This window comes from Acidobacteriota bacterium (assembly GCA_016716905.1).
Lineage (GTDB): Bacteria > Acidobacteriota > Vicinamibacteria > Vicinamibacterales > SCN-69-37 > SYFT01.
This window is the reverse complement of the sequence record JADJUS010000022.1, coordinates 265,040-278,582: the sequence shown is the minus strand read 5'-3', so window position 1 is coordinate 278,582 and position 13,543 is coordinate 265,040. Positions and strand designations below refer to the sequence as shown.

The following is a 13,543-nucleotide window of genomic DNA, read 5'->3' as shown; positions in this document are numbered from 1 at the left end:
ATGAAGAACATGAAGATCCATGAAGGCGCGGCGTTGGGGGCCCGGCTCCGCCGGGGCCTCACGATCGAAGGCGCGTCACGAACGAACGCAGCCGAGAACCAAAACGACCTCTGAGGTCATTACCGTCTGCAAATTGCCGGTAATGACCTCAGAGGTCGTTTTGTCACATCGCTGTGTTCGTTCGTGACGCGCCTTCGATCGTGAGTGCCGCCAAAAGGCGGCACCCAACGCCGCGCTTCTGACAGCGTCACAGCCTTCATGGAGCTTCATGGAACTTCATGGTGGACTTGCTCTTACTTGACGATGATGCGGGTGGACGCTGAGCGTCCGTTGGCGTCACGCGCCTGGATAGTGTGGGAGCCGCGCGCGAGTGGCCACGCGAGTGGCGCTTCCCCCAGCGAGACGCCCACGGGTGCGTCGTTCACAAACCACTCCACCCGTCCTGTGGCGCCACGGGCTCGAAGCGGCAGCGTCTGGAAGTCGGCGCGAAGAGTGGGATCGATGAGGTAGGTTGCCCCTGCGGGCGGGTGGTGAATGGCCAGCGCGCCGGCGGCCGCGCGCGGTCGCGGCGCCATCGCCACCGACGTCTGGCTTACCTGGGCTGACCCGGGGAGTGGCGTCAGCGGTGCATCTGGCGTCGGCACACCGAGTGATCTGGCCCATTCGCGGTACTCGGCCGGCCACACCGTCACCAGGCCACGGTCACTCGCGTGATGCCAGAGGCACTCGTGCGGCGCGTCGGCTGCGGGAAGGAACTCACGCGTGCGGACGGGGCAGGCGGCGCCGGCGACCATCCCGGATAGCGCACAGAGGGTGACCTCGCGCAGGTCATCGGGCGGCGCCGAGAGCGGCGCCGGGTCAAAGAGCGGCAGCGAGCCGCGAACGCGCTCGACGGCGGCGAGCATCACGTCGCGGAAGATTGGGCCGGCGCCGGTGACGCCTGATGACTGCCGCAGCGGCGTGCGGTCGAAGTTGCCCACCCAGACGCCGACGGTGACATCGCGGGTGAAGCCAATGGTCCAGTTGTCGTGATACGCCTGCGACGTTCCAGTCTTCGCCGCGACCGCGAACGGGAAGTCGAGACTGCTGCCTTCACCGAAGATGTACTCGCGCGCATCGCGGTCCGAGAGGATGTCGCCAATCCAGAACGCCGCGCGGCTCGAGAGCACGCGCGCGGGCACGGCCTCGCCGACCGGCTGATCTCCGCTGAACGTCGGTGTGACCGCCACGCCTCCGCGCGCGATCATCGCGTAGGCCGCCACCAGTTCGTCGAGTCTGACCTCCGCGTTTCCAAGCGTCAGGCCGAGGCCGTAGTGGGCCGCCGTCTTGTCGAGCGTCGAGAGGCCGGACCGGCGCAACACATTGGCGACCGCCGGCACGCCGATGGCTGACGCCAGCGCCACTGCCGGTACGTTTTCAGAACCGGCCAGCGCGAGTCTGGCGCGGAGCGGTCCACGAAACCGGCCATCATAATTTCGCGGCCGATAGAGGATGCCGGGTTCCGCGGTCGCGAACTGGCTCGGAATGTCCGGCAACACCCGGCCCGGATGCCACCCCGCCTCGAAGGCGGCCGCGTAGGTGAACGGCTTGAGCGCGGAACCCGGCTGCCGCAGCGACACCACGCCATCAATGGCGCCGCCATGGTCCTCATCGAAGTAGTCGCCCGATCCTTCCCACGCCAGCCACTGACCCGTCCGGTTGTCGATCACCGCGATGGCCACGTTATTGGCATCGTGAACCTTCAGCATCGCGCGATGCGCCCGCACAATGCCAAGGATGCTGCGCTGCAGCGGCGCGTCCAGCGAGGTGCGGACAATGTGACTGGCGGAACTGGCGGAACTGACGGAACTGACGGAACTGACGGAACTGGCGGAACTGCTGGCGGACAGCGCGAGGACGCGCTGGACGAAGTGCGGGGCGATGAGCGTCTGGGCGGGCCGTTCAATCGTGATGCGTTCGTCGCGCGCAATCCGCGCGTCTACGGCCGACAGCGCCCCGGCGTCCTCCATCGCGGCGAGGATGCGCTGCTGACGCGGCAGGGCACGCGCCAGGTTGCGGCGCGGGTTAAAGCGGCTGGGCTGCTGGGGCAGCGCGGCAAGATACGCGGCCTGGGCCGGCGTGAGGTCCGACACTGGCCGGTTGAAATAGAACGTGCTGGCGCGGGTGATGCCTTCCACCTGATTGCCGTACGGTGCGAGTTCCAGGTATCGCGCGAGGATTTGATCCTTGGACCAGTGATGCTCCAGCCGGAATGCGATCACCGCTTCGCGGATCTTCTGTCCAATGGTGCGCGCCTGCGGACGTCCGTGTCGAGCTTCGACGAGCGACACCACTTGCTGGGTGATCGTCGAGCCGCCCTGCACCACTCTCAAGGCGCGGACATTCGCGACTGCGGCGCGGACGATGGAGAGCGGGTCGACGCCCCAGTGGGACGCGAAGCGCCGGTCTTCTGCCGCCAGTGTCGCCGCAGCAACGACCGGGGGAATTGCCCCCGGCACGAGCGGCGCCGCTCGCATGCCGGTGCCCGAACGCGTTTCGTACAGCATCTCCCCATGACGGTCTACCAGCGTGACCGAAGGCGCGCCAGCGTCAGGCGTAGTGAACGCGTCGGGCAGCGCCCCCAGGCGCAACCAGGAAAGTAGGAGGAGGCAAACAAGTAGGGAAGTAGCGAAGTAGGGAAGCAGCCGACGCAACTTCCCCAGTCCCCAATTTCCCCAGTTCCTAATTTCCCCAGTTCCCCAGTTCCCCATTTCCTAAGTTCCCCAGTTCCTAATTGACATGGTCACCTGATGACCACCGTCGCCGGAGCGCTGCGCCCATTGACCTCGGGCGCATACATTTCCTCGGCCCAGGTGCCTTGTGCCGTGAAGGTGCCTGACGTGGTGGCGCGCACGAGGTACGAATACTCGTGTGTGCCGTCGCTCAGCCGCGTGGCGAAGATCACGACGCGGTCGTCGAACTTCTGGACATGGTCGAATCCGCCACGCTGCCAGCGCCGCCACCAACTTGCGCCGTCGTCGCCCGACCCTGACGACTCGCGCGCCAGATCGGATGCCGTTGTGCGGAACCAGCCGTCCACGGCCTCGAAGCCTGCGGGCACCGGATCGGTCACCGCCACGTATCGACGTTCTTTCGGCAGCGTCACACGCAGGACGACTCGGACGAGATCGCCGGCGCTGAACGACGTGTCGACGCGGCCGTCGCCATTCTCCACAAACGTCTCGTAGCGGCGCTCCACGCGGATGCCCTGGTCAAGCGCCGGTAACGCCTGCTGGAGGGCGTACTGGAATCGGGTGGCGTAGTAGAGCCGGCCGGTGCCGGCCTTGCTCATCGTGAGTTGGGTGGTGGAGCCGGCCGCGGCCAGGCGCAGCAGGTCGGGCATGGCCAGTCGAAGCTCCTGGGCCACAAGCGATCGACCCTGGAACCTTGCGGTCCCCACGGTTCGTTCGCCGATGGCCGCGGTGGCGGTCATGTCGGGGACTTCGGATTCAAACGCGCGGTAGTACCGCACCATGGCTTCAAGCGTGGTGGCGTTGTTCTGGGTGCTGCCCCAGTGGCCATTCTTGCGCGCCAGGTTGAGCCATCGCACAAGGCCGGGGACCATCACCGGCGCGTCCTGGCGCCGCGCCATGCCGCTCAGCACGATGGCCGTCGACCTGATGTTCGAGTGCCAAATCCAGCCGAGTGCGTCCTCGTTCAACTCCTGCACGTGGGTCTGGTCGCCCTCCACACGCAGCGCGTTGGAGACACGCGCGAGTGTGGCGACATAACGCGGTCCCCGGTCTTTTGTCGCCGCCATCGCGTCGAGCAGGTACGACAAGGCGAACACCGGCATGCGGTCGGCCACGCCCACCAGGCGGGTGATGTTCGAATCCTGATCGCGCCCGAACTCGGCGAGCATCTTCACGCCGAAGGCCTGCGAGGCGGCCCAGATCGGGATCCACTGCACCTGGGCCGGAGCCGGTTGCGCCAGTACTTGCGTCATGTAGTCGAGCGCGCGTTCCACCACGGCCGCCTCTGGTGCGACGCCCAGATCCTGCCCGACCTTCATGACATGGAGGATGTATCCCGTCAGGTAGGGGTCGGAACCCATGCCTGGCCAGAGGCTGAAGCCTCCGTCCGTGGCCTGAAACGTGGCGAGTTCCTGCAGCAGCCGCACGGCGCGCGCCCGGTAGTCGGCCGGGTTGATCTCGCCCAGGGAAAATGCCGACCCAAGGTCTGCGGCCAGCAGGAACGCCATCGCGGCGGACGCCTTCTGTTCGGCGCACCCGTAGGGGTAGTTCACCAGGTACCGGGCGCCGGTGCCGAGGCCGACCATTGCGGTGGATGCCCAATCGATCGACAGGCTTCCCGTGGTTGGCGCCACACCGGCCGGCACCTCAAATGGGATCGCTGAACGATCGGTGGTGTCGCCGAAGGCGGCGCTGGTTTCAAGGCGCGTGAGCGCGGTCACCGGCACTGTCGCCTCAAAGGCGTCTGTATTGGCTCCCAGCGTCACGGTCATCTGCAGTCGCGCCAGGCCGACGCGACGGGCCGCAGCCGCGAAGCGCACGTTCGCGCTGCCGCCGGCGGCCAGGGTTAGATTTTGCGCCGCTGATCCCGTGACCTCCACGATCGACGGGTCGAGGCTGCGAATCGTGACGCGGGCGTCGCCGCCGGCGGTCAACGTGTTGGTCACCACCGCGCCGAAGGTGGCGGTGTCTCCCAGGCTCAGGAATCTCGGAAACGCGCCGAGCATGGTCACGGGCTTGCTGACTTTCATCTCGGCGGAGCCCGAGCCGAACCGCGATGCGGTATCGCCGGCCACCGCCAGGATCCGGTATGTGGTCAGCGAGTCCGGCAGCTTCACTTCGGTGGTGGCCGTGCCGTCCGCGTTTGTCACCACCGAGCCGAGCCAGAACGCGAGAGGACGAAAGTCCTGCCGCACATTTTCCAGACCGCCACCACCGCCTGCGTCCGCGCCCTTTGGCGTCAGCACGCGGCGCGACACGATGCGCTGCCGGCTGTCGGCCGTCATCACCTGCAACGCCTTCGCCTGATACACCGCGCTTGCCACGTCGGGTGCCTGGTAGCCGGTGAGCGAGAGCACGCCGTAGTCCACCGCCCACAACGTCACTTCGCTCGCCACGCCACGCGAGGCCGCGTCGGCCACTTTCACCGAGACCCGGGCGCTGCTGGCCGGGCGATACTCAGGGCGGTCGGCAGACACGGCCACGGACAGCCGCTTGGTCGCGTCTTCGACTTTGAGTTGGGTATAGCCAAGGCGGAACGCGGGCTTGCCTGGGTCACTGCCATCCTGGCCGAAGTCGTTGGAGGTGCGGCCCCGGATGAGCAATACCGAGACGTAGATGTTCGGAATCTCGTCTTCGGTGATGGGAATCTCCACGGTCTGTTGGGTGGACGTCAGCGTGAATCGCTGATGACTGCGCACGCCCTCGCGCTCCACGGTCAAGAGCGCGGTGGCGGTATCCCACGGCGATTCGATCATCACGCGCGCGCGTTCGCCCACCTTCCATGTCTGTCGTTCCGGTGTGAGCGTGATCCGGTTGTGGTCGAAGCGTTGCCAGGCGGTGTAACCGCTGCCCAGACTGTAGAACGCACTCTCGGTCCGCGTGCTCCGGCCTTCTGCGTCCTGGGCTGTGGCTCGGATCACATACGATCCGCCTTCGGGCACCGGAATGGCCAGGTTCACCGGCTCGGCACCGGTCGTGACGGTCCACGAGCCTGCGGGAACTTCGGTGCGGGTGGTCTCCCACTCGTAGAATCCCTGACCTTGCGCCGTTCGCACGGAATTCCATTGCTCGCGGATGAGTGCGACCGTGACCTGCGCGCCGGGGACCGCGCGGCCATTCACATCGGCGGCCACCACGGCCACCGACGCGCCGTCGCTGGCGTTGACGAATCGGTCGCGCACACCGAGGCCGACGTAAAAGGCCGCCGGATGGATCACGAGTGAGGCGCGATTGGCGATCCGCTGCCGTGAGACATCTTCGACTTCCGCTTCAAACGTGTAGCGCAACGCCAGGTCTGCCGTGCGATCGAGCGTGACCGTGGTTGAGAAAAGGCCGGCAGCATCAACCGCAGCGGTGTCGCCCGCCACAGTGACATCGCTCGGCAGATTCCGCGCGGGTGCGCCGAAGTCGAACCGTTCCTCCGGGTACCGATTACGAATGCTCGCCGGCACGCCGTATTCCGGCTGCCTGGTCACCGTCCACCGGATCGGTCGAGACGCAAGTGCACTGCCGAACAGGTACTGTGCGGTGGCCGACGCCCGCAAGGTGGCGCCCGCAATGGGTGCGTCGGCGGTGAGCGTGGCATCCACCCTGAAATCGGGTTTGCGGTACGCAGCCACCAGGAAATCCCCGCCAATCGTGCGCAGGTAGTTGGTCTGCCGCGTCCCGTCCACAGCGGCAGGTGCTCCGGCTTCCGGCCATTCCACCTCGACGCGGTAGTTTCCCAACGCCGAGGCGGCCGGCACGGCCCAGGTCCACTCAGCACTGCTCCAGGTGTTCAGGCGAATCGTGCGCTCGTCCACGAGGCGGTCGCGGCTGTCGTGCGTCCGTACGCTCAGGGCCGTACCCGCAGGCAACGCGCGAATGCCATTCGGCGTGTCGGATCTGACGATCGCCTTGACGTGGATCTCTTCGCCGGGCTTGTAGACGCCGCGATCGGTGAAGACCGAGCCACGCAACAACGGCGTAGCTTCTTCAATCGCGTATTGCAGATCAAAGGCCCAGGGGTGGATGCCTTCATTCCAGTCCGATCCGACGTACGCCACATCGCCGTCCTTCTCGGCGGTGACAATAAACTGCAGCTCCCAGGCGTTGGCGTCGCGTATCGGCAGGGCAGGAGCCATCGCAATGCCGTCGGCGTTTGTCATCCCCTGCCAGACCCGGACGTTCTTCAGGTTGACGATGGAGATGCGCGCCTGTGCGACGGGCGCACCCGTATCGAGACTCGTGACAAAGACCAGCGTGTTCTGCGGGCTGTCCTTCACCGTCAGGCCGAGATTGGTGGCCTGCACGATCGTCGAACGCGGCGAGTCGTTGGTCCTGACGGCATCGGGATCCGATCGCCCGGCCACGCGATCAATCGGCGTGCCCGGCATGACCGTGGCGTGCACCAGTCCCGTACCTCCGGCCGACAGGACCGGCGTCAGGTCGATGCCGTGCGCCTGGATTGCGTCGGGTCTCACGGTCAGGTTCCGCGCCGTGCCCGGGCCGGTCCGCGCCGTCCTGAAATTGTCGTTCTGCAGTGAGTAGAGTGTGGGCATCAGCGTGTCGAGACTCACGCGAGAGAGCCACTGTGTGACCGACCGAAAGTTCCTCGACGAGAAGGGCAGGATGGGCCCACTGCTCTTTTCCCACACGCCATGGCCGTCGCCGAAGCTGACGAACGCCTGTTCGTGCTGGTTGTCGACGATACCGATCCATGTATACCCCAGCGTCTGGCCGTCCTCGGAGCGGAGCGTCGGGTCCAGGCGCAGCCGCCAGGTCCTGGCGGGCGCCTGTCGCTCGAACCCGCCATCTTCCACGTTGTACGCGCGATCGGCTTCGGATTCGGCGTCGACCGGCGGCGTGGAAGTCGTTGGTTTGGTCACAGGCGATTCACGCGCCGGATCGGTGATGTCGCGAATCGTCAGGCCGGCGGAGAACGCTCGCCTGGCGACCGGCCGTGTGAACCGCACGGGATTCCACCCCGACGGATCGCAGCCGTCCGTGCACGGCATGGGTCGCGCGAAAAACGCGTCGTCAAGCTCCACCACACTGATCGACGGCTCACCGCGCACCTCCCGACCCGCTGGGCTGGGCATGGAGGCATCGGCGGTGATCGCGATCCACGCACCCGGTGCCGGCACCGTCACGCTCTCAACCATCACCAGGGAATCGCTGGGCGGAAAACGCTGACGGTCCCAGTCCGGCGCCAGTCGCAGCGCGACCGGGGCCATGGATTGCGTGGTGCGGCGTGTGGCCGCCACCTTCGCCTGAAACGCGGCGAGTCCGGCAGGGTCGCCTGACTTCATTCGCGCCAGTTCGCGTTCGTTGAAGGCAGGCGCCTCCCATTCGTGCGCCTCGTGCCGTGCCTTCACGTGCGCCAGCACATCCGCGGGACGCACCCGCTGGTTGAATTGCAAGGCGATCACCACGGGACTGTTGGCGCGCTGGTTCTTGCGATACCAGCGCGCGGATGTCAGCTGCACCGTCGGCGTCGTGAATTCGAATCGGTACGGTGTGCCCAGCCTGCGGCCGCCTGCGCTTGTCGCATTGGCATCTACCGTGACCGTGAACCTGGTGGCATACGGCACCGGCGCGGCCGGATCCGGCGTGAAGATCAGAATCGTCGTCCCAGACCATCGGAACGCGCCGACGACACGGGGCGTGATCGTCACCCACGGAATCTGGGGGTTGGACGGCACCCGCCCCAGGGCCACCATGGGTTCCGAAAAAATGATCCGCACCTCGTTGGCATCGGTGAGTTGCGCCAGCGGTCCGGTGGGCCCGGCTTCAAGAACCGTCAGCGGCGTGTTCTGCGCATGGCTGACGAAAGCAAACGTGAAGAACAACAGGCAAACAGAGGCAAGGCGTCGCATACGACAGTGTAGAAGAAGGCACGAAGGACCGATGAAGCGAAATACAATGAAACAGGGGCTATTCAGGAGGGACGGTATGGCGCGCCGGAGTTCGTTCTGGATTCTGCTGTTGATGTGTGTGGCCGGCACGTCCGCCACCGGCGACCGCCTCGTGGAGCGGGTCGTCATCACGGTGGACCGCTCCGACCGGCACCAGACCATCCTCGGGTGGGGCGCCGACCAATCACCGACCGGTGAGCAGATGTCCACCATGCTCGACCCGTACCCGGTCAAGCTGTTCGATCAGCTGTATGACGATGCGGTCGATGTCTTCGGGTTCAATTCGCTCCGAATCCTGTCGCACCACCACCCGCCAGATCGCCTGTGGGAGCCGGTCAACGACAATGCCGACCCGCTCGTCGCGGATCCCGCGGGGTTCAATTTCGCGTGGCTCGACCTGGTGGCCCAACGCGACTTGCTTCCCCTGAAGCGCAGGGTTGAGGCCAACGGCGAGCGCTTTCACATTTACCTCTCGATGGGAAATTTCGGGCCCAACGGCACGCCGGCCTGGCTGCAGAACAGTCCGGCCGAATGGGCCGAGTACCTGTTCACGGCGGTCAAATATCTGAAAGAGCAGCACGCGATTGACGTGGCTTCAGTCGCCGTGATCAACGAGCCGCAGTTTGCCGCGTCCACCTACGCCAATGCCGCCTTCATCGCCCCCATCGTCAAGGCATTGGGCGAGCGGATGACCCAGGCCGGTTACGCGACACGGATCCAGTTCCCCGAGGCGTTTGATCCCCGGATGGCGTGGCAACTGCAGATTGCCCCGTTGCGCAATGACAACGACTTCTGGCGGCATGTCGGGATGATCACGTACCACAAGTACGGCGTGGACGACCCTTACCGCGCGTCGATCCTGGAACTGGCGCAGGCCCGGGGCATTCCCGTGGGGCAGACCGAGCAGGACGGCCTTTTGGCCACGGTGCAAGGGCTGTATGACGACCTGGTGATTGGCGGCGTGTCGCGCTGGGGCGCGTCGTTCACCATGGTGGGATTTGGCGCCGAGCCCGATCGTAGCGCGCTCTATTCGGTGGATGCCGACGGGCATTCATTCACCCGGCACGAGCGCTTCTGGAGCTTTCGCCAGATCATGAAGTACGTCCGGCCTGGCGCCGTGCGGATCGGCGCGTCGAGCAACACGGCGAGTGTGCGCGCGCTGGCGTTTGAACGACAGAACCAGACGACCGCCGTTCTGATCTCTGGCTCGGTTCCCACCACCGCCGAGATCTACGGCCTGGCGCCTGGGCTGTATGGTGTAAGCCGCTCTGTCTATCAGTCTGAGAGCCAGGAAATGGCGCCACGCACGGTGGCAAGCGGCCAGGCCCTGACCGTGGAACTGCCGGCCAATACGGTCCTCACGGTGTATCCGCGTACCGCCGCCAATCTGTCGCCGGTTGTGACGAACTGGAAGTCGTCCCTGCGGTTCTTGAAGGGGTGGGCCGGAGAGACGCGCACCACGCTGTCGGCTTCTGCGACTGATCCTGACGGGGACACGCTGACCTTTGTCTGGCGTACGCTGACCGCGCCACAGGGTGCGGCCGTCACGTTTGCCGGGCCACAGGGGGCCTCCACGTCGGTGTCCGGATTGACCGTGCCGGGTGAATACGTGTTTGCGGTGGATGTGTCCGACGGCCCCCACAAGGTCACACGCGAGGTGTTCCTCCGGAGTCACGCGGTGAATGCCGCGCCGATCATTCACTCCGTTCACCAGCGGGAGCCCGATGTCATCACGTGGCCGGCCAGCAGCACCGGGCTGCGAAGCGGCGTGGTTGATATCGATGGGAATTCCACCACTGTCACGTGGAGCGTGATCAGCCAACCCGGTGGCGCCAACGTGGTGATTGCCACGCCCAACAAGGTCGGGTCTGCGGTGAGCGGGCTGACGGCAATTGGAGACTATGTCTTTCGCGTGACTGCCCGGGATGGTGTGAATACAACGTTCAAGGACCTGAGCGTCAAGGTCTATCCCCCGGGACCCACGCTCATCATCAAGAGGTTCTAGCTTCGGCCGTAACGGCTCCAGAGCCAATGGACGCGGCGGGCGGCGTGAGGCGTCATGGTCGCGACCAGAAACGGCAGCGCGGTTGGTGGCCAGGGTTGCCGTGCGAGGAGCATCCGCAGCGCTCGGAAGGCATACCGCTTGCTGCCCAGTGCCGCGTAGTGGAACGCGGCCTCGGCCCGCGAGAATATCAGTTGCCGCTCGAGCGCCGCTGGATATCGCTGGGCGCGGAGGCGCGCCTGCGACCGCAGCACCACCAGACGCTGGCGTGTCCAGGTCAGGTCGCGCCTTGACCGGCGCCCCGACATGCTGTCCTCGCGATCGCGCCACCGCACGAGTGAGTGCGCGTGGAAGGTGACTGGATACCGCGCGCTGAGGCGGAGGTAATAGTCGTAGTCCTGCGCGTCGAAGTCGCCGAACGGCCCGATGTGTTCGAGGACCGCGCGTGGAATCAGGGTCTGCGCCGGGCAACGCAGGCCGACGTGGTCAATGAACGCGCGATGGAAGTCGGCCGTGACTTCGCCCGATCGTGTTCGTCGAAGTGCGGCCGCGGCCGCGCCCGAGAGGAGATACGGCCGGCTCGAGGGCGAGCCGAATTCCACGCCGTCACACGCCACCATGCCGGACGCCGGTAGACGCTGCGCGATCTCCACCTGCACCGAGAGTTTTTCCGGCACCCACAAATCGTCTGCGTCCAGCAGGGCGACGAATGCGCCCCGCGCCGCCGCAATGCCCTGGTTGCGCGCGGCCGCCAGGCCGCCGTGCGAACGCTGGATGAACCGGATCCGATCGAGATAGGGCTCGACCCGGCGCGCCGTGTCATCAGTGGAGCCGTCATCCACCACGATGACTTCGATGGGGCGGTGGGTCTGGGCGAGCGCCGAATCCAGCGTCTCCGGCAGGTAGCGGCCGGTGTTGCAGCTGGTGATGACGACGCTGACGAGCGGAGCACTCACGTCGCCGGACGTCCCCTGGTCCATTCGATCGTGGCCTGCAGACCCTCTTCAAGAGATGTTGTCGGACGCCACGCAAGTTGTTCAAATGTCTGCGTGGTGTCTGCCACCCACGGGTGGTCGTCGTGTTCGGGTGCCTGAAAGACACCCCACTGCGGTTGGGCGCTGGACCCCGTGAGGCGAAGCACCGTGTCCACAATCTCGCCAAGGTCCACCGCAATGCCGGAGCCGGCGTTGAACACGCGGCCCGCGAGACGACCCGCATTCTGCGCAGCCTGGACAAACAGATCCACCATGTCGTCCACGAAGACCCAGTCGCGCACGATACCTGGCCGCGAGAGCGACAGCGGCTGACCCGAGAGCGCGCCCGCGATGACCCGCGGCACAAGGCGCCGTGGGTGGTCGAATGGGCCGTACGTGGAGAAGAGCCGCAGAGCCACCACCGGCCGGTGCTGCGTGGCTGCGATCGACTGCGCGTACAGCGTCGAGCCGAGTTTGGTGATGCCGTGGAGATTGATCGGTTGGGGGAACGAGGTTTCGACCAGTGGCGCCGTGCTTGGGGCGTACTCAAATGAATCCCCGGCGGTGACAAACGCCGAATAGTTGACGCCGGCGCATGCGTCGAGGAGGTTGACGATCCCTCCAAGGTTGACGCGCACCAGTTCCTCTGACGCCGCCGCGCTTCCGGCCACCACCGTGGCCGACGCAAGATGAAAAATGAAGTCAGGCCGTGCGGCCGCCATCACGGTGCGCAGTGACTCCGGATCTTCGAGCGCGCCCGTGTGACACTGGATCTGCGAGCGAACGTCCTGGAGCCGCCAGAAGTTGGACTGATTCCTGACGAGCACGTGGACCTCATAACCATCGCGCACCAGGCGTCGCACCAGGTGTGATCCCAGAAATCCCGTGCCGCCTGTAACGAGTGCTGTCATGCAAAGAACCTGTACAGCAGAGTCCCAGCCCGTGCCGTGATGTCGTTGGGCACCGCGGCTTCCGTGAAGTGTTGTGTCATCTCGCCGAACATCTTCCTGGTCTCCAATCGATCCGGTTGCCAGCCCGGCGGCGTCCACCTGAGGAACCGAAGCTCTGAGCCTTCGGCCCCGAAGCCGGCCTTGAAACGTATCAGTCCCGGCTGGTCGTCGTCGCTTGGCCCAAGGTCGAGCGCGGAGCAGCCGAGTGCCTTCGCGAGTTTGATGCCTTCCCAGACAAGCAGGTTGTTGGGCCGTACATCGAGGCCATCAAGCGCCGAGGTGTTGAACTTGTAATAGAGCACATCGCCCCAGCGCAGATAGACGGTGGCCGCGATCATGCGCTCGTCGCGCCAGGCCGCCAGCGAGTGCCAGCCGCCGATGGCCTGGAACCGTTGCTCAATGGCCTCAAAGAAGCGCAAGGGCTGCGCGAGCAGGCGATATTTTGTTTTTCGCAGGGCGACGTGCATGCGGTGGAACGCGTCCCTGTCGGCGTGGCCGGCCATTGGCCGGATCTCCACGCCGGCGGCTTCGGCACGGCGGATCGCGCGGCGCGTGGCGGGGGCGACGGCCTGCCAGATCGCGTCACGTGAGCCGGTGAGAGCCAGTCTGTGCCAGCGCGCCCGCTTGGTCACCGTGAGTGCGCCGTCCGCGATCACTCGCTGTTCAAACAGGCAGCGGAGGTGTATGGGAAGCCCTCTCGTCTGCAGCGCCGCGAACATCGTCTGCCATTCGTCGATCGATGAGAACAAGGGGTCGCAACTGTCGGAGAAGGGCACGCTGACGATTCGGCGGCCGGCAAGGTCGTCGAGTTCGCAGTACGGGATGCCGGCGATTGGCGTACCGGCCGGGTTGAGCATCACACTGGCGCGAATGTCGAAGCCGTACGCATCCGAAACGGCGCAGAGCCACGGCGGCGAGTGGAACAGGCCGGCCCCGCGGCTTCGGGCCAGTGTGTGCCATGCCTCATCCGTCACCAACGCCTGGTGTA

Annotated in this window: 6 protein-coding genes; 1 reads left to right on the top strand and 5 read right to left on the bottom strand. The window is 65.8% G+C overall.

Annotation, left to right across the window (positions count from 1 at the left end):
• Window positions 1-293: 293 nt before the first annotated feature.
• Together pbpC and IPL75_17375 are read right to left on the bottom strand one after the other, a co-directional pair.
• Window positions 294-2,630: a penicillin-binding protein 1C gene (gene pbpC, locus IPL75_17380; GenBank protein MBK9241970.1), complete on the bottom strand. Its 2,337-nt coding sequence runs from the start codon at window positions 2,628-2,630 to the stop codon at window positions 294-296.
• A 152-nt stretch (window positions 2,631-2,782) separates the two neighbouring features.
• Window positions 2,783-8,590 (bottom strand): hypothetical protein, encoded by a 5,808-nt coding sequence (locus IPL75_17375; GenBank protein ID MBK9241969.1) that lies wholly within the window; start codon window positions 8,588-8,590, stop codon window positions 2,783-2,785.
• A 76-nt stretch (window positions 8,591-8,666) separates the two neighbouring features.
• Here IPL75_17375 and IPL75_17370 point away from each other — a divergent pair, with 76 nt between their 5' ends.
• Window positions 8,667-10,634 (top strand): hypothetical protein, encoded by a 1,968-nt coding sequence (locus IPL75_17370; protein ID MBK9241968.1) that lies wholly within the window; start codon window positions 8,667-8,669, stop codon window positions 10,632-10,634.
• Here the strand turns inward: IPL75_17370 and IPL75_17365 are convergent.
• Genes IPL75_17365 through IPL75_17355 form a run of 3 tightly spaced genes read right to left on the bottom strand, consistent with a single transcriptional unit; the run spans window position 10,631 to window position 13,529 of the window.
• Window positions 10,631-11,587, bottom strand: a complete 957-nt coding sequence (locus IPL75_17365) for a glycosyltransferase family 2 protein (GenBank protein ID MBK9241967.1) — start codon at window positions 11,585-11,587, stop codon at window positions 10,631-10,633. The two genes, IPL75_17370 and IPL75_17365, sit on opposite strands and share 4 nt — an antisense overlap.
• Window positions 11,584-12,516 carry an NAD-dependent epimerase/dehydratase family protein gene (locus IPL75_17360; protein ID MBK9241966.1) on the bottom strand — a complete coding sequence of 311 codons (933 nt, stop codon included), beginning with the start codon at window positions 12,514-12,516 and terminating at the stop codon, window positions 11,584-11,586. The genes IPL75_17365 and IPL75_17360 overlap by 4 nt, the downstream gene beginning before the upstream one ends.
• Entirely contained in the window at window positions 12,513-13,529 is a 1,017-nt protein-coding gene (locus tag IPL75_17355; GenBank protein MBK9241965.1) for a GNAT family N-acetyltransferase, read from the bottom strand. Before IPL75_17355 ends, IPL75_17360 begins: the two co-directional genes overlap by 4 nt.
• Window positions 13,530-13,543: the final 14 nt, after the last annotated feature.